The sequence below is a fragment of the Runella rosea genome (assembly GCF_003325355.1).
GTDB classification, from domain to species: Bacteria; Bacteroidota; Bacteroidia; order Cytophagales; family Spirosomataceae; genus Runella; species Runella rosea.
Genome location: NZ_CP030850.1, coordinates 710,196 through 735,186, shown reverse-complemented (window position 1 = coordinate 735,186; position 24,991 = coordinate 710,196). Strand labels below are relative to the sequence as shown.

The window sequence follows — 24,991 nt, the reverse complement described above, 5'->3', positions numbered from 1 at the left end:
CGAGCCATGAAACTAGCCATCTTCTTCGTTGGAATATTATTTTTAACCCAAAAATCAATGGCCCAATTCAGTGAATTAACTGCTGATGCCATTGGCTTACCCAACTTAACGATAACTCCTTGTAGCGCGGGAAACACTGGGAAATTGTACTACAATGCCGTCGATAACAAAGTGAGTTACTGCATTAACTTTGTCAACTCATCATCTTATGCCGAATCAAAATGGGAAAGAAAGAATAATAACATCTATTATACCAAAGGGTTGGTCGGAATCAACAAATCTACCCCTGCTTATCCGCTCGATGTCAACGGTACGGGTCGGTTCAATTCGACACTTTCCGTCGGTGCAAAGGTTGCCATCAACAGCTCGGTTCCACCCATCGAAAAATTTCAGATTACGGATGGAAATTTCGCCATTAAAAGTACGGCTGATGCAAAATTATGGCGCTTAACCTACGCTGATGGTGGGGACAGGTTTGAAATAACCGAAACAGGTTTTTCCCCCCGAATGATTATTAATAATGGGGGAGCAATAGGGATAGGTACGGTACCCTCAGCCACCGCCGCCCTAAACGTGAGCGGAGGTGGAGCTTTCAGCGGAAATGTTTCATCGGCCAACGTGGGTATGCTCCAAAATAGCAACGCCACCCAGTTAAAATTATATACGGGCAGCATCACTACCCCATCCTCCACCTTTCTGGTCCAAAGCAACGGCTGCAATATCGCAGGCTTCAATTTTCCCGCTGGAACATTTACGGCCGTCCCTGCAATTGCGGTAGGAAATAAGACCGCAGGGGGAACATTCGACGAGCGATTGACCCTCACGGTCGAGAGTGTTACGAGCACGGGAGGATACGTCAGATTTTGCAACCCCACCGTGACCAATGTCTCGCTTCTCAGCTATAGTTATACCATCATTGCGATTGGCCAGTAATTTTTTTGTTGGCCGTGTTCTCCACCGCCAACAAAAACGCTAAGAAGACAATGCTTCTGGCTGCGATACAACGCTACCAGAAGCATTCCAAGACCTTTTAGCTAAGGAAATCATAAAAACCGACAGGAGGCAAATGCCCGAAATAAACACAAAAATGATGTTGGTATTGCCCACCCAATCAATGATAAAGCCGAATAGCGGTTCGCCCAACGCCGCAAATACGTAGCCAAACATGTTCATAAAACCAATGCCCGTTCCGGTATAATCGCGCCCGAGCATTTCGGGGCTCAATGGCCAAAAGCAGGATTGAGGCCCGTACACAAAAAAACCGACCGAAAGCATCAGAAATCCCGCCAACAGCAGGTTATTGGCGGGAAGCACATAGACCAACAGTGCCATCAACGCACTCATTAACATCCCAAAACGGATAGAATGGATGCGATTTTTCTTAAATAACGAGTCCGACAGCATTCCGAAAGACAACGCACCAGCCGCCATCCCGACGGGCAGCAGAAACGTAACCCATAAGTTACCAGGATTGTCTTTCCAGTTTTTGCCAAGATAATGCACTGGCACCCAAAAAATAAGCCCATAACGCGCCATGCTTTCAAAACCGAAGGCGAAAGACGTAAGCAGAAAATGAGGATAGGACAAAACCACACGGTAGCGAGTCAGCCAGCTAATTTTTTCGGAAGTGCCGTCTTTCTTAACAGGGTCAATAAAGCCAGCATCAGACGGTTTATCCCGAACTATCATCAAAAAAATGGTTGCTGCTACCAGCAGAAACAGCACTGGCAAACGAAAAAGCATACGCCATTCCATGCCCTGCTGCAAAAGCACGATAGACAGTAGATACGTCAAAACCGACGACAATCCCGCCGCCATCGTATAAAATCCGAAAGCTTTGCCCAGCTCCGCTTCGTTCCACCAATTGCTGATTAACTTTCCGCCCGGTGCCCACGCCATGGATTGAAAATATCCGTTCAACGCCCATAAAATCATGATTGTGGTAATGGAGTCGCTGTAACTGACGGCAATGTTGGTCAAAACCGACAAGTAAGCGCCAGTAGTGACCATTACACGGGCGCTTAGTCGGTCGGCGAGGTTGCCGTTGATGAATTGGCCAATGGCATAGCCCAACAACATCGAAAAACTAATCCAGCCAATGTACGAATAAGATACATTAAGTGACGTGGCCATGCCCTTGGCAGCCCATCCAAAATTGTGCCGACCAGTGTAAAAAAACAGGTAACAAAACATTGTTACCAACAACATTTTCCACTGCTGACCTCTGAAAGACGATTGCATATTTTTTCTTTTGTTTACAGCTCTTGTATTCGAATCCCGACGCGTAATGGCTTGTTTTTCAAGGCGTATTCAAAGGCTTGTTCCGCTTCATTCAGAGAAAACTCCTTCCCCACAATCTGCTCAAATGGGAAACGTTGTGCGTTTCGATGCATAAAATCAACGGCGTACACAAAATCATCGTAATTGTAGTTGTGCAATCCTTTGAGGGTAATTAACCGACGAATGATTTGCTCGGCATCCACCATTACTTTCCGTTGACGAAACACCGCTCCTACCCAAACAGCCACGCCACCCACGGCCAGAGTAGCTACACCTTCTTCCATCGCCTCTGGTGAGCCACTCATATCAAACACCACCTCAATTTTTGAATAAAGAGAAGTTAAAACGCTTTCATTTTCACCCCCTGACGTGGGCGTCAACAAGCAAGTTTCATCTACGCCAAAAGCCAAGGATTGTTGCAAACGGCTCGCCGCAATGTCGGCCGTGATTATTTTTTTGGCACCCGCATCTTTGCACATCGCCGCGCAAACCATTCCCAACAAGCCGCTACCCGTAATCAGCACCGTTTTGCCTTTTACCGTTCCCGCAAGTCGTAACGCTCCTGCAACCGTCGCCACCGCGCAATTGAGCGTAGCCGCCACGGGAAGCGACACATTATCAGGAATTTTGAGGATAGCGGTATGGGGTTTTAGCACACAATATTCGGCCAATCCGCCGTGAAAAGCGTCTTTTTCGGTGACCGTTGCGTGGCCGTACTTAAACACTCCTACCGTTTTTTGCGGCATCCCCTGCGCCGACATTTCCGAGTCAGGGTCGGCCGAAAAAATGCTCCACGTCACAATATCGCCTACTTTTAATGTATTCCCCGCGTAGTCTTTCCCCGAATGGCTTTCGTTTATTTTTACCACTTTCCCCACAATCTCATGCCCCAAAATGGTCGGGGTGTTTTCTTTTCTCAACCCACAAAAGGTATGCAAGTCGCTACCGCAAATGGTGGTGTATAAGTTTCGAATCAATACTTCTCCCGTCGCCAACTCAGGCAGCTCACGGTGCTGCAACTGCATCTCCTCACCCGGGCCGTTAAAAACCATCAATTTCCCTGAACTCATGCTGTGCTTCGTATTCGTTTTTTCGCAAAGGTGCTAAATTTTTGTTTACTTATTTTAAACATAAGTTTACCAAATTATAAATTTTCAAAAATTAGGGCAACAAAAAAAGCCATTAGGGTTTTGCAACCGCTAATGACTTTGGTTAGATAAATGCCTTTGGCTATGCAACGCCAAGCTACAATTTTAATAAAGTCATTTTCAAAACCTCCACATTTCAGAAGCGAAGGGCTGATTTTTAGATGATAGGGTATTTTTCATCCCTCAATACTCTAAATCTTTCGGTAAGCCAACTCGTTTAAGTGTTTTTTTTGCTTGGGTTACCTTTTTCTCAATGAAAGCATGTTTTTGCTTTTCATTGATGGTAGAGTCAAATTCGACTTTTGTTATTTTTATGGTCTTTAACATAACACATCAGTTCTCTTATTATCCAAATTTATCAACTTTTCGTTTCACAACAAAGGCTTGATAGTCAGTATTTTTCTGAAAAGGGTACCATTCATCATCCAATAAACCCCAAATCATAAACGTTTCAGTAATTTTCTCAAAATTTCTACTGAGACCAATTCTATAAAGCCTTGTACGTGAGGGAGTACTGCCTTCCGCATAGATTAATGCATCAGGGTATTTTTCCGAAAATACCAGCGCAGATTGTGCTACTGTTGCCAGTATTTTTCACTATCTCTATTATCGGAAACTACCAAATCAGAAATCTCACCCGAAATTGCATCAATGTCACCAAATCCTAAATTCCAAATATTAGGAGCTTCAATCAAAGTAAATATAATGCCTTTGAGTATTTTACCATTTTTACCTTCGCTAACAAATTGGAAAGAAATAAAGTTTTGAGAAACCTTGAGGTCGTACTTGTCTAAATTCATGTTTTAATTATTGCAAAACTAACCGACCCTAATTATGTCGAGCATGTAGAACAAATAAAAAGATTATTACATCCCTTTAAGTACTTTCCACATCTCGTCCGCAACAAACTGATTACCAACCTCATTTAGGTGAACTCGGTCGGTAGTAAGGATATTTTTCTCCTCGTTGTTAGGGTTATTTTTGAGGTTATAGTCAAGAAATGCTTTGCGCAAATCAATCAGCGGTAGGCCGTTTTTCTTGGCCAAATTCCGAATCATTTGGGAATACTGATTAAGGTCGCCATCTTGCTGATTGGAGAAATCGGTGCGCTCACCAATGGCAGCAGGGGTGCAAAGGGCTACGCGGATATTGGCCGCCTGCAATTTCTTCAAGATGGCTTCGTAAAACTTCACAAACTTATCCGGGTCAGTACCTGTTCCGTGCGATGCTTTGTGCCACACGTCATTTACGCCAATGTAAATGATAACCACGTCTGGTTTTTTCGACAGTACATCGTCTTCCATGCGTAGGTAAAGGTCATAAATTTTGTTACCGCCGATACCCGCGCCAATGAGTTCATATTTGCTTTTGAGGTTTTGTTTTTCGAGCATTTCGCCCAATTTCACGATATAGCCGCCTGGGCGAACTCCGGCCTGGGTGATAGAATCTCCGAAGAAAATGACCCTCAGGGGTTTATCCTGCTGAGCTGCGAGTAGAGGAAGGGCAAAAAAGCTAAGTTTGAGGTAACGAAAAAATCTTTTCATTTTAATTGTTTAGAAGTTGAGAGACATTTTTCAATAAAGGAAAAATACCGCTCTTTCTAACAGTTTTTCTTTCACGCAAAGGCGTAATTGAAAAACACTCTGCGACGCTACGTAAACCATCAACTGAACAGCCCCAAAATATCATCTTGCGTCAGTTTTTTCAGGAAGCCCGCTTCGGTCGACACGAGATCGTCGGCGAGGGCGCGCTTGCGGTCTTGCAACTGCACGATTTTTTCTTCTACCGTATCTTTACAAATCATTCGGTACGCAAAAACGCGCTTGGTTTGGCCAATGCGGTGTACGCGGTCGATGGCCTGCTGCTCCACGGCGGGGTTCCACCACGGGTCTACGAGGTATACATAGTCGGCTTCGGTCAGGTTGAGTCCTACCCCACCCGCTTTGAGGCTCATCAAAAACACGCGGCATTCATCGTCTCCCTGAAAACGATTCACCCGTTCGGCGCGGTCCTGCGTTTTGCCATCGAGGTATTCGTACGGAATGCGGTCGCGTTCGAGTTTTTGGCGAATCAAATCAAGCATTTTCAGAAACTGACTGAAAATCACAATCTTGTGGTGGGAGGCATTCTCTTCAATTTCGCGCACAATTTCGGCCAGTTTGACCGATTCTTGCCCGTAGTCTTCGTCGTCGGAAAGCAAGGCTGGGGAGTCGCAGATTTGGCGGAGCTTCAGCAAACCTTCCAAAATCAAAAACGACGCCTGTTCTCGCCCAACTTCCGCCATTTTGCCCGCAATCATGTCGCGGTATTTATCCCGAAACGCATTGTAGACTTTGCGTTGGCGCTTGTCCATCTCGCAATACAGCACCGTTTCCGTCTTTTCGGGAAGGTCTTTGGCTACTTCCTCCTTGGTGCGTTTGAGCATAAAAGGATAAATCAAACGGCGTAGCTCCGCCGCCCGGCTCTTGTCCTGATATTTATCAATCAAGGTGGCGTATTCTGTCCGGAAAAAATCTTCGTGCCCCAAAAAGCCCGGATTCAAGAAATCAAACTGTGAATACAGGTCAAAGGTATTGTTTTCAACGGGTGTCCCCGTCATGGTCAGGCGATTTTGGGCGTTGAGAAGTTTGACCGCCTTAGAAATCATCGAATCGGGATTTTTGATGGCCTGTGCCTCATCCAACACCACGTAATGAAACCGAAAGTTGCTCAACAATTCAATGTCTGAACGGACCGAACCATACGTTGAAAGGATAATATCGTACCGATTAAATACCTTCGCATTTTTGGTGCGTTGCGGCCCCGTATGTACGTAGAGCGTCAGTTCGGGACAAAACTTTGCCGCCTCGGCCTGCCAGTTGAATATCAGCGTTTTAGGCACCACTACCAAGTGTACTCCTTTGGGATTTCGATTTTTTTGTTCCTGCAAAAACGTCAGCATTTGCAGGGTTTTGCCCAGCCCCATATCGTCGGCCAAACAACCGCCCCAACCAAATTCATCCAAAAAGTGTAGCCATTTGTAGCCTTCTTCTTGGTACGGTCGCAGAGTAGCGGTGATGTTTTTGGGCAGTTTTATTTTTTTAATTTCGGTAAAATTTAACAATTTTTCGCGCTTCTCGTCGAGTTCTTCAAGCAATTTTGGATTCTCGATAAACTCTTTGTAGCGTTCCAAAATCGTAAAATGTTGTTTAGAAAGCCGCAACACGCCTTTCTTCTCGTCCACTTTTCCAAACCGAAACAACTGCGCATATTGCGCCACCCATTCTTCGGGTAGCAGTCCGTACGAACCGTCTTTGAGTTCGACGTAATTTTGCTTTTTCAGAATGGCCTTCCGCACGTCTGCCAGCGCCACCGACTGGTCGCCAAACGAGACTTCTACTTGCAAATCAAACCAGTCAATCCCCGAGGAGTTACGGATTTTGAAGGTTGCCTTGTTGGGGTTATAACGGAATTTTTTGAGGTTATTAAACCCAAAAAGCTTGGTACCGTACTGATTTAGGGCTTCATAAAACTGAAACAGCCAGCCCGCTTCCAACACCTGCTCGGAGGGCAGGTAAAAATATTCGTCGGTTTGGTGCTCAAAAGCAGGATGTTGCTTTTGCAAAAACTGCACAAAAGTTTCTTCAGAATCTCGGTCCCGGCGTTGAATCTGCACGGTATTGTTGTAGGCATTGACCCGCGCCTGCCGAAAATCTCGGGGTAGTTCTATCTCGTCTCCGTCTTCGGTTGTGTACACAAAAACGGGCACAATCAGTAAGTTATCGTCGGCTTCTTTAAGGTACACCCTTCCCTCTTGCCATTCGAGGTCAGTCTGCGAAATGGCCTGATTTTTATCAAATTCAACCGAAAACTGGTCGGCCAACGGAATCACAAAGCCGTTAAAAAACGCATCATCCCGCACCGAACGCAGGCGAATGGCCCCACCCAGTTCAAAAAAATGACGGGCCACTTTGGCCGCCGCCGCCGAACGAAAACGACAAAGTAAATCACCGGGCAGCAGTGCCAACCAGTATGTTTCCAAATCAGTAAGCTCCTGAAACGGGATCAAGGTTTCATTGCCGTGTTTAACGAATGCTTCCAGAATGGTTTCTTGTTCGGTTCGAGAAAGCTGAAAATGCAAGTCTAGCGGGGTTTCGCTGACCATTACGGCCGTTCCAGTGCTGTTGGAACTAATTTTTTGATTGACCCGCACGGCATGACCGACCAGCAACGGAAACAATTTTTCCAGCACTTTACCCGTGATTTCGAGGGCGGCATCAATGATTTCTTCGGTGTATTTAATGTTCCAAGAAGAAGTGGAGAGCTTGAACCCACGCTGACGCAGGGTTTCATGCATAAATTCTTGCCCTAATAACCGACTAGAATTCATGATCTCCAAATCGGTGGCATCGGCGGCGGGACGTTCTTTATCGGTCCAGTTGATGCGGGCAAAATGGGCCACTTTTCCCGTTTTAGGATTCAAGAACCCTTTGCCTACTTCCAGCCTGAAAAAAGGAAGTTCTTTCGTCGTAAAATGTTCCAATAAGTACACAAAAACGGGCTTATCTTTGGCATTTTCGGCGGGTACAAAAGGACTGGCAGACTTGATGGGCAGGGTACTTTTGAAGACATTTCCCCACTGCACCCCCGCAATCGGTTGAATGCTTTTGTCCAGCAAGACCAGTTCTAATTCGCCGTAATGATTGATCTTGAAGTCAAATTTTCCGACCAAGTTATCTCCCGAAGTATAGCCATATTTGGCCAACAATGCATCTTTTTCGCGCTCCCAATTCTTCAGCAATTCGAGCGCATACAGCCCGCGCTGTTGCTTGAGCCACACCAAGACACCCATCATGTGCTCACAAAGCGGCGTACGAAGTTCCTGCTGACAAGTACACGAAAAATGGTACTTAAACTTCTCCAATCGGGTGATAAGCACCGTGTTTGCGCCTTTTTTACGGACAAAGAGCTCAAAACGTTCATAGCCTTTGCCCTGCTCTACAGGCTTTACTTCTAAATAATGACGGCGACTTGCCCAAAAAGAAAGCGGTACGTTGTTCTGAATCTGCTGGTCGTCGAGGCTCCGTAAAACCACCGTTGTATCCGTCATTCGGTGCAGGGTGGGCTTATGAAACACGAGTTTTTGGGGCTCTATCTGCCGCGACGAATCCGTGATGTCAATAATTATTTTTTTAAGATCATGAATCGTGGGCTTGGTTTTTTCTGAGCCTTCACTTAGAAAATTCTCTAGGGCGTAGGCCGCCGCTACGCCGTGCTTACAGGGATATACCTCAGAAGGACAACTACAGTAACATTCAATGGCATCGGTATCATCCATGCTCGACAGTTCCACCTCGTATTTCTGCGGACTCGATTGACTTTCAACGTTAAACTTTGCCGCGTAATAGTCTCCGTCAAAACTCGCAATTTTTACTCCTCCACTTCTAAAAATATCATTTCCGCGTTGACGAACAGCACTTGAAGCTTCTTTTCGCAAAGCGGTCAAACTTTCTATGATTAATCCTTTAAAATAAGCCATTTTATAATTTCCATTTCCAGATTGCGAAGTGTCCTATTCTGGCCTTTAGTCTCCGCAACCTGTTCTCAAAAGGTGGTACGTTCAGTCTAATTCATTAATATATTCCGCCGGCACATCGTAGAGCTCATTTTCAACATCCTTCATTTTGGGGAACATCTTGGTATCAGGTTGGATTCCATAACGAAATTTAATTTCGGTGAATTCAAACGAAAAATCGCTTTTGGTCGTCGATAGTAATGGGAAGTCCACCCGTACCTGATAAATCGTCCCTTCGATGGTCTCGTAGGGAGGTTTTTTGTACAAAGTAAACAAATCAATCTTTACCCGCTCGCCAATACGAAAGGGGGATTCAATGGTAGGTAATGGAAATAAAAGTTTCATAATAACGCGAATAACGATAAAACGGCAGTCCTTTGCAACGAAGTCGTTACCTTCACCGTATTATTGAACAATTCAAAACGCAAATCGTTCTGTAATTATTCAGCTTTTTAATGATACAACGGATACTAATTTTTGGGATATGTTGGGGTGGGCTCTTTCTAAACGCAAAAGCCCAGATTGAGGAATATTATCGTCCTTTTAAACGGCCCAAAACGGCCATTTTTCTTCCCCAACCCGATTTAGTTCGCTCCAACAGTCACTGGTACATCGGCATTGAAGGCGGTGGAAAATGGAATGGGGCTACCCTCTCCAATTCCCTTTTTGGGCTGTTGGCTTATCGCTCTGGCTATACCGATAGCTACGCGGGCGGGCATTTGGGGTATTCGCATAATTTACGGTGGTCTATCGAATCAGGATATATTCGCAACCCCTCCAATACCATCATGCGGGTCAACGCCTTTCGGGGATTTACAGTTCGGGTCAATGAACTTGAACACAGTATTCCACTGCGGTTTAAATGGCGCATTCTTCGGTTGGGCAACGTCCTCAAACAATCGGGTATCTACGTCGGTGCGGGAATTTTGTGGACCCCAACACGCAAACGACAAGACGCCGAAACTTTTTTATTGACGGGGCTTACCCGCTCATCGGGCGCTGGAAACGCCCCCGATACACTTTTGGTTGAAAATCAAACCTTCTCCACTGGAAAATCTAAATTAGAACCCGAAGTAAGCCTTGAATTTGTGGGCCGCGTATCGACCCACCTCGAACTCGTCGCCTTCGGGCGCGTTCACTACGCGGGTGCTTCTGCGCTACGCTCCGACTCCCAATTATACATCAACCGACTGATTGAAAGCACTTCTTCACTTACTTTACGGCCTGTTAGCTATCAGTTCGGCGTAGCCATCCGGTACATTTACGGAATGCGCAATTTGTACCGTAGTCGTTACGAAGACTGAAATTATCCATAACCACGACAATCTTTCTCCTTAAAACTGCTTCAACTAGCCAATTTTGCGCTGGTTAATGCCCATTTTTCACCCAACTCGTTGAATGATTTCGGCATCTAAGCAAACCAACAAAGTGAGCTACTGATGAAAAAAATCGGTAAAATTCAAGCCCTAAAATGGCTGTAAATCATTTTAAGGGCGTAAATTTAGCAGATTGCACAAAAGTTCCTTTTAGTTTTCACCCCAAAGACAGCTTGATTTCTGGGCTTTTTGCGAATTACAGTTGACAAAAATGTTTTATCCACCAGCATTGATAAACGGTTAAATGATGACACAACACTGGCATTTACTTTCCCCAGAAGAGGCTTTAAAACTGCAGCACAGCTCACCAACTGGCCTGACAACTTCGGTAGCGCAGCAAAAACTGCAAAGCGAAGGACGTAACGAATTGAAGACCAAGAAGAAAAAATCGCCCATTTTCCTTTTTCTCCAACAGTTTCTGAACGTCATGATTCTGGTGCTCATCGTGGGGGCCGTGGTGTCGGGGATTGTGGGCGAGTTATCGGATACTATTGTTATTTTGGTCATCATTCTTCTCAATGCCGTCATTGGTTTTGTGCAGGAATACCGCGCCGAAAAAGCCATGGAAGCGCTCGGGAAACTGGCGGTTCCAACCACCAAAGTCATCCGCGACGGCAAACCCACCGATATTCCCTCCCCTGAGCTTGTCAAAGGCGACCTCGTTTTGCTCGAAGCGGGCGCGGCCGTCCCCGCCGACCTGCGTCTGATGGAAGTGCATTCGCTCAAAATAGAAGAAGCGGGCCTGACGGGTGAATCACAACCCGTGGATAAAACAACCGACCCACTTGACGACAAATCGCTGCCTTTGGGCGATCGTACCAACATGGCTTTCAGCGGCACCAACGTCACCAACGGACGAGCGCAGGGCGTCGTAGTGGCCACGGGTATGGACACAGAGCTGGGTAAAATAGCGGGGATGTTGCAGGAAGAAGGCAGTGAAACACCCCTTCAAAAAAGAATGGGCGATTTTGGCCGACGACTGACCATTATCATCCTGCTCCTCTGCGGGGTGCTGTTTTTGGCAGGGTATCTGCGAGGCGAAGAAATCGGCAACATGCTACTTACATCCATTTCGCTCGCGGTTGCTGCCATTCCCGAAGCATTACCCGCCGTCATTACGGTTTCATTGGCGTTGGGCGCAGGCCGTTTGGCCAAACGAAATGCCCTCGTTCGAAAACTATACGCGGTCGAAACCCTCGGCTCCGTCACCTACATCTGCACCGACAAAACGGGCACATTGACCAAAAACAAAATGGAAGTGGTGGATCTTTGGGTGACCAATGAAGCCGACCAAATGCGCATGGTGCAGGCAATGGCCCTTAATCAGGACGTAAAAAAACAGGACAACATCCTCACCGGCGACCCTACCGAAGTAGCCATCTTGAACTACGCGCAAACACAGGAGTCTTTTGACAAACAATGGCGGAAGAAAAACAAACGCGTGCATGAATTACCCTTTGATTCGGACCGCAAGGCCATGACCACCATTCACGAATACGACGGTAAATTTTTGGTTATTTCCAAAGGTGCGGCCGAATCCATCGCCCAAATCAGCATCGGCGACGACACAGTTATCAAAGAACAAGAAGAACGCATGGCCCAAGAAGGAATGCGCGTTTTGGGGTTTGCCACCAAAGTATTGGACGCGTTACCCGCCGACATTACCATTGAAACCATCGAAAAAGACCTTGATTTTTTGGGGCTGGTCGGCCTGATTGACCCACCCCGCGAAGAAGCAAAAAAAGCCATCCATGAATGTAAATCGGCAGGAATTGTGCCAGTGATGATTACTGGTGACCACCCGCTCACGGCGGCGAGCATCGCCCGCGAAATCGGCATTCTGGACAACGATCAACAAAAGGTAATCACGGGCAAAGAACTGGCCGCCATGAGCGAAAGGAAATTTGCCAAAGAAGTGCTGGATATTCGAGTGTACGCGCGCGTGTCGCCCGAACAAAAACTAAACATCGTTAAAGCCCTTCAGAATCGCGACCAGTTTGTGTCCATGACGGGCGACGGCGTCAACGACGCGCCTTCGCTCAAACGCGCCAACATCGGCATTGCCATGGGAATAACGGGCACCGACGTGACCAAAGAGGCCGCGCACATGATTCTGTTAGACGATAATTTTGCCACCATCATCAAAGCCGTCCGCGAAGGTCGCCGCATTTACGACAATATCACCAAATTCATTAAGTACATCATGACCGGCAACGCCGCCGAAATCTGGAGCATCTTTTTGGCTCCGCTCATTGGCTTGCCCATTCCGTTGTTGCCCGTTCATATTTTATGGGTCAACTTGGTAACGGATGGTTTGCCGGCCTTGGCGCTGGCCGCAGAGCCTGCCGAAAAAGGCATTATGAGTCACCCGCCACGCGACCCAAAAGAAAGCATTTTTGCCAAAGGAGTAGGCCGACACATCATCTGGGTGGGTATATTGGTGGGATTACTGACCGTTGGCACGCAGTGGTACGAAATCAATTCAGGCGCTGACCACTGGCAAACGATTGTGTTTACGGTGCTGTGTCTGAGTCAACTTTGGCACGTGATGGCCGTGCGGAGTCATAAAGAATCACTTTTTAGCCAAGGTTTATTAGGTAACAAAACCCTGCTCGGTGCGGTGTTGTTGACGATTGCGTTGCAGATGGCGGTGATTTACGTGCCGTTCCTGAATAATTTCTTTCATACCCAACCCCTTACATTGGAAGAATTAGCCGTTGCCTTTGGCGTATCAAGCATCACCTTTTGGGCCGTAGAAGTGGAAAAAACCTTTAAACGAAATAAAAAGTAAAAAAATAGGTTTGGGAAGTTTCAAACTTTCCAAACCTATTCAAGCCGATGCTAACCATTGCTAAAAATCGGTATTTGCTTCGGTAATGTCCATTTTCTGAATCCAGATGTTGCGGTAAAGCACGTCGTGGCCTTCGGCCTGTAATTTTAGACCGCCCGGTACGTCGGTAATGCCTTTACCTCCATCGTTACCCCCATCAATGCCCGAGTTCGGGCCGCCCCACACTTGACTTATGCGTTGGTTCTTGTGTACTTTTTTACCATTAAAATAGATGGTTACCAGCGGTTTTTCAACCAGCTTTCCATCTTTAAAACGCGCCGCCCTAAACATAATATCGTAGGCGTTCCATTTTCCTACGCCGTTATAAGCATAATAAGGGGAAGGCGTTTCGTTGATGACCGCCGCCATGCCATGCGAGGTAGTATCACCGTCTAATACTTGAATTTCGTAGCGATTTTGGAGATACACACCGCTGTTGCCACCAGGTTTACTGATGTAAAACTCCACATGAAGGCGAAAATCCTTGAATTTTTCTTTGGTCACAATGTCGGCTGCGCCGTATTTTCCACCCGCTGCGGCAGGGTCATTGGTATTGACGACCGTTCCTTTATCGACGGGGTCATTGACAATAAACCACTTGATGGGGAGCGTCGCGGCCAAGCGCGGGCCATCCCAATACGTCCATTTTTCATCGAGCATTTTGCGGGACCCGTCAAAATACACTTCGGCTTTTTTGGGGGCTTTTACCCCGACTCCTACTTGGGCAACCACGGGAAACGCCAAGCCAACCACAAGCATGGACCCAGCAAAAATGAACGGTTTAGCGGCAATTTTATTCATAAGAAAACAAGTTTTTGGGGTGAATTACAATTATTTATCAAAGCAATAAAGGCCTTATTCTACTTCATTTCAAGTCGGTCTCGTACACAAACAGCGTCGAAGCGGCATCATCATCGGGCACAAAATACCCGCGTAGTCCCGTAGCGGTTGATTCCATCCAAAAAGGATTGTTGGTCATGGGCGCACCCGTGGGCGACCACAGCAGCAACGGTACCTGATGTACAGGACGGTTGTCTTTCAAATCTACTACTTCCAAACCACCCAACGCAAAAGCAACCGCGTCGGGAGCGGTTTTGTATTTTTTCAGCCCACCGCAAAGCATTTTACGTTGTCCGATGTAGTGACAATCCTGATAATCAACGTAAAAGGCGGGATTATCTACCCGCAACTGCTTGGGTGAAACGGCGGTAATTGACGACATTTCCCATTGATAAAAGCGGCGCGAACCCCAACTTACCGCGTTCAGGGTATGGGCTTCGGTATCGTGGACGATGCCCCCAAGGTGATCATCCACCCGCATCACTTCAATGGCTTTCATTGTGTCAGGGTCTACTTTATAAATTACCGCCCGACTGTCGGCCCGGTATTCTGCCACCGGAACCCAGATGTGTTTTCCGTCAAAATCTATCCCGCCAGGATGGTATATTAAACCCTCTCCCAAGGTAATGGAAGCAATTAATTTGCCCGTGGCGTCAAACTTAAAAAGGTGGCCGAGGCCCGCGCCTCCGTCGTTGTCTTGCCGTTTACGGGTGACTTCTACCGAACTCAGGTAAAAAAAATTTCCGATTTTGACCATCCCTTGCGGATGAAAACTCGGAAATTGAAGCCGCACCGAAGAAGTTAATTTCCACGGCGAATCAGGGCGAAGTTGGGTGAGTTTTTCAACCAATTGCGCCTTCGCAAAAAGGTTATAAAACAAGCCAAAGATCAACACAAAGTACTTCATCGTATTTTTGAAAATGAGAGAATGAGTTGTTCTTAAAAGTAAATCAAGCCCTTATTCTTTGATTTGGATGGCCATTATTAGAAAACATCCTGCGACACAAGGCAAAAAAAAGCCGTCCCTCAAGTGAAGGACGGCTTTCCGACGTTTTCTTAACCTAAACTAAAATCTTTATGTGTATTTCCTGATTGTCGATACTGGCAAAAGAGGAAATGGTTACAGTCAATATCTATATTTTATTACTGACCAGAATTAGCGCGGTTACGCAAATCTTCGGTACTTGTGCTCCGCTGACGGGCGGCTTTAACATTCTGATTTCCAAATCGATACGTAAACGACAAGCGTACCTGACGGCTTTCCCAACGCGAATTGACGCGGAAATTTAAGTCTTGGTATTTGACAGTTCCCGCAAAACGATTCAGAAAGAAAATATCTTGAACGTTCAGACGTAACGATGCCTTCCGATTCCAAAGTGATTTGGCAAAACCCGCACTGATTTGCCCCTGTGCTTTGGCTTGGAGGATGTTATACTGCGTTGGTGAATTCCAGAATCCGCTCAATTCCGCCGTGTAACCCTTGGGAAGCGTAAAATTGTTGGTCACAAATACCGTCGCTCCAAATTGACCCAAATCCAAGTCGGCACCGTAGTAGAACGAACGGTAGCGGTTATAAAACGCACTCACGTTGTTTTGCATCGTCCACCATTTACTGACGGTAACGGGAATACTGAACGTGGCGTTGTAACTATCCTGATGATCAAGGTTTTCGGTGGTAACGTAGGTTTTATTTTCTTCGGCAATCTGCTTCGGAATCTGGTCGGCAATGACGTCGTTGATGCGGCTGTAACCCAACGTGGTCGAGAACATCCCCTTAAACACGTGCGTTACCTGAAACGAATTGGTAAACTGCGGACGCAAATTCGGGTTTCCTTGTTGGAAGGTCAACGGATCTAAAAAGAACTGGAAAGGATTCAAATTGCGGTAGTTCGGACGGTCGATTCGACGACTAAACGACACGTTCAGTACGTTGTTGGTATCCAACTGACGCGACACAAACACACTGGGAAAGGCGTTGACATAATTACGGTCTACGATGTTGTTGAGCGTAACTGAATTTCCTTTTGAGTGCGTATGTTCCACGCGCAATCCCAATTGCAACTGCGTTTTTTTATCAAGTTTTGTGCTGTAATTGGAGTAAACTGCGTTGATATTTTCGGTGTATTTAAAACGATTAGAGCGCGAAGGGTCCAAAATCCACTGCTTATCCACTTGCGTCTCAAAACGCATATCGTTGTCTGAATTTACCAAACTACTTTTGGCCCCGGCTTCAAATTTACCCTTTTTGAGGGGATGGATATAGTCTACTTTCGCGGCAGCAATACCGATGGTTGAAGGCATGATGTTGCGCACAATTTCTTTGCTCGTAAGCACATCTTTCGCATCATAATAATTGGTATTGAGGTCGTTACCCGAATTTCCGTCAAAAACCGAGTAGTCGGCATCGGCGCTCAATTCGCGACCGTTCCCAAAATCATGCTTCAAATTGAGGTTGCCCGTGAAGTTATTCAACTTATTATGGTTGTAGGCATCGGTGGCAAAACGGCCCGTCAGCGTACGATTTTTGTCGTAAAAATCCGTACTTGAAATTCCGTTCATTTTGAACTGATTCAAAAAGCCCGTTGCCAAGATACCGACGGTAGTTTTCTTGGTCACAAAATAATCCACTCCTGCCCTAAAACTCAGGTTTTGGGGATTACCTACGCGGGGGCTGTTTTGGTCCAAATAGGTAATTTGGTCTTTGTATGCAATGGTCCGGTCAATGTCCTGCGTGTTTTGAAAACGGGCATGAAAGAGACTCACGTTGGCAAATGAGTTAATTTTGGCCGTGCGGTGATTGAGTCCAATCGAGCCGTTCAGCTTTTCGTATCTTCCCACCCCCGCGCTGAGGGTATAGTTTCCGTTGGTGCCGAAGTTTTTGTTTTTCTTCAACACAATGTTAATCAAGCCCGAATTGCCCGCGGCATCGTATTTGGCGGGTGGATTGGTAATCAATTCAATTTTTTCAACGTTGTCGCTGGGCATACTTTGGAGCATGTTCATGAGGTCTTGCATCGAAATCTGCTGCAATTTTCCGTCAATCATCACCATCACTCCCTGACGGCCTTTCAATTGCAAACGGTCATTTTGGCGGTCAATCGTTACGCCAGGTGCTTTTTCCAACACTTCCAAGGCAGTTCCCCCTGCCGATACGACGCTGTTTTCAACGTTGACCACCATCCGGTCAATCTGCTGTTCCACAAAAGGTTTCTTGGAAATCACTTTCACCTCGTCCAGGGTTTGTGAAGTTTCGGTCATCTGAAGTGCTGGCACCTGAACGGTGGCAGCGGCGGCCGAAACCGAAAAGGGAGCTGAATACGTTTTTTGAAATCCAACCATGTTGGCCCCAATCAAATAACTACCCTCGGGCACGTTTTCGACTTCATAATAACCCGTTTCGCTCGTAATAGCTCCTTTTACGAGCGTGGAGTCCTTTGCTTTGAGCAATAAAACCGTGGCAAATGGGAGGGCTTTTCCGTTTATTTCACGGATTTCGCCCGATACCTTCCCCCGAACGGGGCTTTGGGCAAATAATGAAGTAGAAAGCAGCAACATAGCTGCAACCAAACTCGTAAAAGTTTTCATGGCTGTTGTTTAAAATGGCTGTTGTTAATTACTGCTTCAAAACTACGGTACTTTGCAATACAAGCTACCTTTTTTTACACAAGCGGTTTGATTTTTTGGACAAACGGTTTGAAGGAGCCGTTTAGGAAAAACTTTAGATTACAGGCAGCCAATAAGGCACGTATAAGAATATTTAACTGCCTGTAATCTCTTGCTTACTTTGTTTTCACGCTGCTAATTTCAGAGATAAGATGTATTTACGTAGCTAAAGGTTGCATGAAGTGTAAAAAAAACTTCATGAAAGGTAAAAATTGGTTTCTCAATTAGGTTTGTCTTTATTTTGTGCATTCGTCAAATCAACCCCCTTTATGCAGCTCCCTTACTATATTGATATGATTGGCGTATTGGTATTTGCCATATCGGGCGCCTTGGCGGCTTCCGATAAGAAAATGTACCAAGACCTGTTCGGCGTATTTTTTACGGGATTTATCTCGGCCATTGGCGGCGGCACCCTCCGCGACGTCACGCTGGGCGTGTATCCACTGGCGTGGGTGAAAGACATGAATTACTTGATTTTTATTACGTTGGGGGTCATCATTACGGTACTTTTTAAGCGCGTCATTTTTCGGTTGCATAAAGTCATTTTTCTGCTCGACACCGTTGGCATTGGCGTCTACACGATTTTGGGCGTGCAAAAATCCCTGCAATACGGCGTCAATCCTTTTGCGGCCATTATATTAGGAATGGTGTCTGCGGTCTTTGGCGGTGTCATTCGCGACACCCTCATCAACGAACTCCCCCTGATTTTCCAAAAAGAAATCTACGCCACAGCCTGCATGGCGGGGGCAGTCGTCTTTGTTTTACTGGATTACTACGATTTTCATTCCGATTGGAATGCGATTGGATGCGTATTATTGATTATTATTGTTCGGTTATTCGCCGTAAAGTACCGTTTGTCTTTGCCCAAAATTGACCTGTAAATACCTGACCTCTTCCCTTTTATGAAAGAATCTTTAGCGGCGCTGGACTACATCCGCCTCGATTTTTCGGCCGAAAGCTCGGCCACCATCAACGTGGCGCTCGCGCTGATTATGTTTGGTGTGGCGCTGGACATCAAACCCGAACATTTCAAAAACCTCATTCAAAATCCCCGTCAACTGATTGCGGGTGTGTTGAGCCAAGCCATATTATTACCCGCCGCCACCTTTGGTCTGGTGATGGCCCTGGGCGACAATATCACCGTGGGCGTGGCCTTGGGAATGATTTTGGTGGCCGCCTGTCCGGGCGGCAATATTTCCAATTTCATCACTTCTTTTGCCAAAGGCAACGTAGCGCTGGCCGTCAGCCTAACGGCCATCAGTACGATTTTGGCGGTGGTTATGACGCCCTTTAACTTCACATTCTGGGGCAACATGTACGCGCAAGCTAACTCGCTTGTGCGGCCCATCGAACTGGACTGGCGGGAGTTGCTCAAATCGGTCATGATGATTTTGGGACTGCCGATGGCGCTCGGAATGCTTTGCTCAGTTTATTTGCCCCGACTCGCGGAGCGCCTCATCAAACCCCTGCGGCAGGCTTCGTTGGTATTTTTTATCGTTTTGGTGGTGGTGGCTTTCACCAAAAATTTCGACATTTTCATCAATCACATCACCTACGTTTTTCTATTGGTGCTGATTCACAACGGCATCGCGCTGGGCATGGGGTACCTGACCGCTACGGTATTTGGTCTTTCAGAAACCAACCGCCGCACGCTCAGCATCGAAACTGGCATCCACAACTCGGGCTTAGGACTCGCGTTGCTTTTTAACCCCGCCGTTTTTCCACCCGATTTGCCGCTGGGCGGCATGGCCATCGTAGCGGGCTGGTGGAGTATCTGGCACATTGTATCAGGCACGACCTTGGCGTTTTATTGGCAACGAAAAAGTACGTTGGTGGGTGTGAAGGATTAGGTTGGTGAGGATTTTTTTGTTGGACTATTGTAAATGACGACACACTACGACATAAATTGGTTGACAGAACAATTTGAAAGTGGCGACACTTTGAAATATATCTTCTTTTGGGGATATACGAACAAAAATAATGAAGAAGTTGGCAAATTTTGTTTTAGCCAGTGGTTTGAAAGTCCATTTACGGTTGACAATATAACTTATATGACGGCTGAACATTGGATGATGGCTCAAAAAGCGCTTGTGTTTAATGACAAAAATATTTTTGAGAAGATTATTAGAAGTAACAACCCAGCAGAGGCAAAAGAACTTGGACGACAAGTTAAAGGTTATAACGACCAGACTTGGAACGAAATGAAATTTGAAATTGTGAGACTTGGTAACATCCATAAATTCAATCAACATCCTAAATTTGCAGATTATCTTTTGAAGACAGAAAACAGAATATTAGTCGAAGCAAGTCCAATTGACACTATTTGGGGAATTGGACTTTCACAAGAAAGTAAAGACATAGAATATATATATGCTTGGCGTGGACAAAATTTGTTTGGCTTTGCTTTAATGGAGACAAGAGACTTTTTAAAAGCATTCGGACATTTCAAAGCTCTTCAATACTCAATTCAACCTCCTTGGACAAAATTTCCCAATATTGACAGCAACGATATGTTTTGGAGAATGGGAAAAGGAGAAAATTATTTATTTGAATTTAGTAAGTTTTATCACAGTTTGACCGACAGAGAAAAAACGATTTACAAACTGTCCAATCCCCAACCGTATGAATGGACAGGGTTTTACGACTGAGCGATGGACAGAATAGCAGCAGGAAACAGCGGTTCTACAATAGCGAGGCGGACGTAATTCGTTCTCCTAATACACTAGGGGTAAATCACCGAATAGTTGTCTTAGTTAAGAACTTCAATAGCTATTGCAATGATTTATGTAATTGGGATAAGCATCGCCTTTTTTCTTTCGTTTCTTTTAATCACCAAAAAGGGCAGAACGTCGGCCGATACATTTTTGGCCGTCTGGATGGGCATCACGGGGTTTCATCTTTTTCTGTTTTACCACAACAGCATTACTAAAACCTACCTTTATCCTGATTTACTGGGGTTGGAAATTCCCCTACCTCTGCTGCACGGCCCTTTTCTTTACCTCTACACCACCACCCTGATCCACCCAGACCGTTTGAAAACCTACCGATGGATGGTTCATTTTGTGCCTAGTTTGCTGGTTTATCTTTACCTGATGCCATTTTTCACCTCAACAGCCTCCCAAAAAATCGCCGTTTACGAACACGAAGGACAGGGCTACCAAGGGTTTATGTCCATTTTGTTGGTATTTATCAGCATAGCGGGTGTTTTGTACGTATTTTTTTCCAACCGACAGCTCCGTCGCTACAGATTGCACCTGCTCAATCAATTTTCGTATCAGGAAAAAATCAACTTGAATTGGCTGCGTTACCTTTTTTTATGGATGGGACTCCTGTGGCTGATTATCATCCTTCGCGGCAACGACCAAATCATCTTTACGACCGTCGTCTTTTTTGTCTTGTTTATCGGCTATTTCGGCATCCGACAAGTGGGGCTTTTTTCGGTACATTCGAGTGAAATCGAAGAAAAAAAAACAACACTTACCCTCAACGAAAACACTAAGAAATACGAAAAATCAGGTTTAAGCGACGAAATGGCCGAACACATTTATGTACGACTTACCGAGGCGATGCATGAAAAAAAGTTATTTACCAACGCCGAATTATCGCTCGCCGATTTGGCCTTTCACTTGAGCGTTCATCCCAACTATCTATCGCAAGTCATCAACACATTTGAGGAAAAAAGCTTCTTTGATTACATCAATGCCCTGCGGATTGAAGAGTTTAAACGACTGGCCGACCAGCCCGAAAATCAAAAATACACGCTATTGGGCTTGGCCTACGACTGCGGGTTTAATTCAAAAACGTCGTTTAACCGAAATTTCAAAAAAGCGACGGGACTCGCACCTTCAGAGTATCTAAAGCAGACAGAGGCGACATTTGCCTAACAAATTATTCCGTTTTAAGGGGTGCCACCTTACATTTTGGGGCGATGGAACGCTCAAATCCCCTGAGTTTTGCAGAAAATTAAATGCAAAACCATGAAAACAAACACACGTTCCTTTCCTGTCGGCCTGTTGGCTTTCCTGTTCGTCGTCGGTACTTCCGGTGCTTTCGCGCAATTCAAACCCAAAACCATTCGATTCTGGGTAGCCAACGAAGCAACAGGCTTACCTTTCTCCAAACTCATCAAAGCACCACTGCACCCGACCGTCGGCGTGGGGATGGACTTTTGGGTCAGATCCCGAAAACATTGGCAGCAATCTCTCGGTACCGACCTCACGATGTACTACCAACGACTGAGCGAATACGCCGTCATGCTGGATGCCGCCTACACCCTTGGGTACAAGTTTGGGTTTGGCTTACAAACCAACTTGCACACGGGCGTTGGCTACAAACGCTCTTTTTTGCCGGGCGATGTCTACCTATTTGAGGCGGGTAAATACACCAAAACGACGCATCCCGGCAAGCCACAAATGAACATTAAACTCGGCGCGGGGTTAGAATACCCCCTCTCACCCACCTTAAGCCTGACGACCGATTATAAAATCATGGCCGTGATTCCTTACTCCGATTTTTTACCGTTTTCAGCCCACACCTTTATCGGCGTTGGCATGAAGGTAAAGTTGGCTAAATAAGCCCATTTGACTCAAAAATTTACAGTATTTAACTTCCAATCAACATGAAAACATCCTCGTTTAATACCCTCATAGTTGCCATAATTGTCTCTATTTTCTGCATTTCTTGCGAAAAAATCAACGAAACGGTGCCCGTTGCGGAATGCCGCAAAGGAGATACCAATCACCCACGGGCTAGTCGTTACCAAAAAATGATTGATGACTTGCTTAAAACGGGCGTAACGGGCGTGAGCGCCACGGTGATTTCACCCGAAGGGACGTGGAGTTTGAGTGGCGGAAAGGCCGATTTGGGCAACAACGTCCCCGTGACACCCTGCCATACGTTACGCATTGGCAGCATTTCCAAACTTTTTACCTCCGTCACCATTCTCAAACTACAGGAAGAAGGCGTGTTGAACATCAATGATAAGTTAACGAAATACATTCCTGAACGTATCACCAAGGAGATTGCCAATGCCAACGAAGTAACCCTCAAACAACTCCTGAATCACACTTCGGGGATTCCTGAATACTTGGGATTGAATACGATACTCAACATCCTGAATCTGTCGGTCGCGAAAAAATCAGCCGAAGAAAGTCTGCACTTTATTTACGGCCAAAAAGCGGATTTTGAGCCGGGCAAAGGTCAAAATTATTCTAATTCCAACTACCTGTTACTTTCGCTGGTGATTCAATATGCAACGGGTAAAAGTGCCTATCAAGTTGTAACCGAAAAGGTAATTCGCCCGTTGCGTTTGGAAAACACTTTTGCCGACACAAAGCTCCCCGCCACTTTGATCAGAGGATATTACGACACTTTTGACAACGACTTTATGAAAGACCTCACCGAAATCGACAATGCCGCCGTAGGTGGAGAAGGAATGCTGGATGGCGGGTTGATTTCCAATTCGTACGATTTGGCCACGTTTTTACATACCTTAAAAACGGGTCAAGTCTTAACGGCAAGTTCAATGGCCCAATTTGAGAACTTCATCGACATCACACAGGAATTGCCCGACGACCTAAAATATATCAAGCAATACGGCCTCGGGCTGATGAAAATCGAAACTGATCACGGCGTTGGTGTAGGTCACAGCGGCCATGTTCATTGTTTTTGGGGAACGGTTTATCATTTTCCCCAACAAAAAGTAACGGTGGCGGTACTGACCAACGGCTATTCGACAAAAATCCGCAAAGCGCTGGAAAGCAAGAACCTTTTTAACTATCTTTTTGAAGACAAATAGCCTAAAAACCTGTTTGTCAACACTTTCACTCAAAACAATTACCCAATTTAATTATTTTGGTTCCCTCTACCTCAAACCTTTACGGGCCTCAAACCTCGTAAAGGTTTTGCTGTATACTTTGCCGTGATTCATGTCAAAAAATGGGTTACTTTTGCAGCCACATTTACCCGTATTTTTATATAAAACACCGAAACAATCATCCCAAACCCCATCGGCCGGCAATGTTTAATAATCTTTTTTTCTATCACGCTCTTCGCTCTTATATTCGATTTTGGCACAATGTTATCTTTTACCGTAAAGTAGAAATCAAGAATTTCCCAACAGACCTTGCTCCCAATACCCCGATTTTAATCATCACCAATCACCAAAATACGCTAATGGACGCCTTGGCGGTGGTGCTGAATGTGGGCGCTCGTCAACCCTATTTTTTAACGCGCGCCGATATTTTCAAAAAAGATTTTGTTCGAAAACTGCTCATGTACCTAAAAATGCTGCCCGTGTACCGCCTGCGCGACGGCATGGATGAAATGCAGCAAAACGACGAGATTTTTCAAATGTGCGTCAATATTCTTGGTGCTGGTGGTACGTTGGCGGCGTTTCCCGAAGGCAATCACGGAGTACAGTACCACCTGCGACCGTTCAAAAAAGGCTTGGCCCGCATTGCATTTAAGGCCGAAACGGCCCACGATTGGAACCTCAACCTGCAAATTCTCCCCTGCGGTCTGTATTACACAAACTGCCAGAAAATGGGCGAAAAATTGGTCGTTAATTTTGGAGAACCCTTCAGCGTCCGCGACTTTAAGGCAGAATACGAGCAAAACCAACCCCGCTCCCTGACCCAACTCACGAAGCGCATGTCGGACGAAATCAAGAGCAAGATACTGCATTTTGACGACCTACCCCACCACGACACACTCAAGTGGCTGACCGATAACGAGATACGAAAAGACGGGGATTTGATGGATAACGTACTCAACAAAGCCAAAGGACTGGAACAACTACGCCAACTCAATGCCGAAACCTACAACAAGCGACTGGAAGAAACCAAAAACCTAAAGCATACTTTATCCAAACGGGGCATCGAAGCCGAAATTTACGGGCAACCCAAACCTTCCGTTTTTGCCTTGGTTTCACAAACCTTGGGTTTGCTGCTCTGCGCTCCCGTGGCGCTGTATGGCTGGCTCAATAGCGTTATACCGTATTCTATTCCGTTTTATGTTACCAAAAAACTCAAAGACAAACAGTTTTCGAGCGCCATCCGCCTTGTGCTGTTTGCCCTCATTACCTTCCCGTTTGTGTGGCTGATTCAATGGGGCATTGTTTTGGGTTTCACCGATTTAAAAACTTCCGCGTTGTACACGCTTTCGCTGCCTTTTACGGGTTATTTTGCGCACCGATGGGCGCGCTGGTGGAGCGAAACGCTGCAGTTATGGAAACTCCGTTCGTAAATAAACTCAGTTTTCTAGAACTCCCCATACCCCATAAAAATAGCCCGCACTGGAG

18 protein-coding genes and 1 pseudogene are annotated in these 24,991 nt (G+C 45.9%); 10 read left to right on the top strand and 9 right to left on the bottom strand.

Going from position 1 to position 24,991, the window contains the following annotated elements; all coding sequences use genetic code 11:
• Window positions 1–6: 6 nt before the first annotated feature.
• The gene (locus tag DR864_RS03160) at window positions 7–933 is read left to right on the top strand and encodes a hypothetical protein (protein WP_162793529.1); all 927 of its coding nucleotides are present in this window, start codon (window positions 7–9) and stop codon (window positions 931–933) included.
• Between the two features lie 39 nt (window positions 934–972).
• Here DR864_RS03160 and DR864_RS03155 read toward each other — a convergent pair whose 3' ends face one another.
• From DR864_RS03155 to DR864_RS03130, 6 genes and pseudogenes are all read right to left on the bottom strand, one after another.
• Window positions 973–2,241: an MFS transporter gene (locus DR864_RS03155; protein WP_114065590.1), complete on the bottom strand. Its 1,269-nt coding sequence runs from the start codon at window positions 2,239–2,241 to the stop codon at window positions 973–975.
• A gap of 14 nt (window positions 2,242–2,255) precedes the next feature.
• A complete protein-coding gene (locus DR864_RS03150) occupies window positions 2,256–3,350 on the bottom strand; it encodes a zinc-binding dehydrogenase (protein WP_114065589.1) in 1,095 nt (364 codons plus the stop codon).
• A gap of 423 nt (window positions 3,351–3,773) precedes the next feature.
• Window positions 3,774–4,228, bottom strand: a pseudogene (locus tag DR864_RS30515) (DUF6934 family protein).
• A gap of 66 nt (window positions 4,229–4,294) precedes the next feature.
• Window positions 4,295–4,972 (bottom strand): SGNH/GDSL hydrolase family protein, encoded by a 678-nt coding sequence (locus tag DR864_RS03140; protein ID WP_114065587.1) that lies wholly within the window; start codon window positions 4,970–4,972, stop codon window positions 4,295–4,297.
• Between the two features lie 119 nt (window positions 4,973–5,091).
• A complete protein-coding gene (locus tag DR864_RS03135; protein WP_114065586.1) occupies window positions 5,092–8,946 on the bottom strand; it encodes a DEAD/DEAH box helicase in 3,855 nt (1,284 codons plus the stop codon).
• 81 nt (window positions 8,947–9,027) lie between these two features.
• Window positions 9,028–9,327, bottom strand: a complete 300-nt coding sequence (locus tag DR864_RS03130) for a hypothetical protein (protein WP_114065585.1) — start codon at window positions 9,325–9,327, stop codon at window positions 9,028–9,030.
• A gap of 110 nt (window positions 9,328–9,437) precedes the next feature.
• Here DR864_RS03130 and DR864_RS03125 point away from each other — a divergent pair, with 110 nt between their 5' ends.
• Together DR864_RS03125 and DR864_RS03120 are read left to right on the top strand one after the other, a co-directional pair.
• Window positions 9,438–10,286: a hypothetical protein gene (locus DR864_RS03125; protein WP_114065584.1), complete on the top strand. Its 849-nt coding sequence runs from the start codon at window positions 9,438–9,440 to the stop codon at window positions 10,284–10,286.
• A 316-nt stretch (window positions 10,287–10,602) separates the two neighbouring features.
• Window positions 10,603–13,149: a cation-translocating P-type ATPase gene (locus DR864_RS03120; RefSeq protein ID WP_229599508.1), complete on the top strand. Its 2,547-nt coding sequence runs from the start codon at window positions 10,603–10,605 to the stop codon at window positions 13,147–13,149.
• Between the two features lie 60 nt (window positions 13,150–13,209).
• On the opposite strand, the gene DR864_RS03115 is transcribed toward DR864_RS03120, so the two are convergent.
• The 3 genes from DR864_RS03115 to DR864_RS03105 form a co-directional block, all read right to left on the bottom strand.
• Complete coding sequence (locus tag DR864_RS03115; protein ID WP_229599583.1) at window positions 13,210–13,947, bottom strand: 3-keto-disaccharide hydrolase; 738 nt, start codon at window positions 13,945–13,947, stop codon at window positions 13,210–13,212.
• 106 nt (window positions 13,948–14,053) lie between these two features.
• Window positions 14,054–14,935, bottom strand: coding sequence for a DUF6454 family protein (locus tag DR864_RS03110; RefSeq protein WP_114065581.1), 882 nt, complete (start codon window positions 14,933–14,935; stop codon window positions 14,054–14,056).
• A 236-nt stretch (window positions 14,936–15,171) separates the two neighbouring features.
• Window positions 15,172–17,613 carry a TonB-dependent receptor gene (locus DR864_RS03105; RefSeq protein WP_114065580.1) on the bottom strand — a complete coding sequence of 814 codons (2,442 nt, stop codon included), beginning with the start codon at window positions 17,611–17,613 and terminating at the stop codon, window positions 15,172–15,174.
• Window positions 17,614–17,960: 347 nt separating this feature from the next.
• Between DR864_RS03105 and DR864_RS03100 the strand changes: the two genes are divergently transcribed.
• From DR864_RS03100 to DR864_RS03070, 7 genes are all read left to right on the top strand, one after another.
• Entirely contained in the window at window positions 17,961–18,572 is a 612-nt protein-coding gene (locus tag DR864_RS03100) for a trimeric intracellular cation channel family protein (RefSeq protein ID WP_114065579.1), read from the top strand.
• Window positions 18,573–18,593: 21 nt separating this feature from the next.
• On the top strand, window positions 18,594–19,541 hold the full coding sequence (locus tag DR864_RS03095) for a bile acid:sodium symporter family protein (RefSeq protein WP_114065578.1): 948 nt from the start codon (window positions 18,594–18,596) through the stop codon (window positions 19,539–19,541).
• Window positions 19,542–19,574: 33 nt separating this feature from the next.
• Window positions 19,575–20,339 (top strand): riboflavin biosynthesis intermediates N-glycosidase, encoded by a 765-nt coding sequence (ybiA, locus tag DR864_RS03090; RefSeq protein ID WP_114065577.1) that lies wholly within the window; start codon window positions 19,575–19,577, stop codon window positions 20,337–20,339.
• A 129-nt stretch (window positions 20,340–20,468) separates the two neighbouring features.
• Window positions 20,469–21,575 (top strand): helix-turn-helix domain-containing protein, encoded by a 1,107-nt coding sequence (locus DR864_RS03085; protein WP_114065576.1) that lies wholly within the window; start codon window positions 20,469–20,471, stop codon window positions 21,573–21,575.
• A gap of 93 nt (window positions 21,576–21,668) precedes the next feature.
• Window positions 21,669–22,265: a hypothetical protein gene (locus DR864_RS03080; protein WP_114065575.1), complete on the top strand. Its 597-nt coding sequence runs from the start codon at window positions 21,669–21,671 to the stop codon at window positions 22,263–22,265.
• Window positions 22,266–22,309: 44 nt separating this feature from the next.
• Window positions 22,310–23,488, top strand: a complete 1,179-nt coding sequence (locus DR864_RS03075; protein ID WP_114065574.1) for a serine hydrolase domain-containing protein — start codon at window positions 22,310–22,312, stop codon at window positions 23,486–23,488.
• A 221-nt stretch (window positions 23,489–23,709) separates the two neighbouring features.
• Complete coding sequence (locus DR864_RS03070) at window positions 23,710–24,936, top strand: 1-acyl-sn-glycerol-3-phosphate acyltransferase (protein WP_162793528.1); 1,227 nt, start codon at window positions 23,710–23,712, stop codon at window positions 24,934–24,936.
• Window positions 24,937–24,991: the final 55 nt, after the last annotated feature.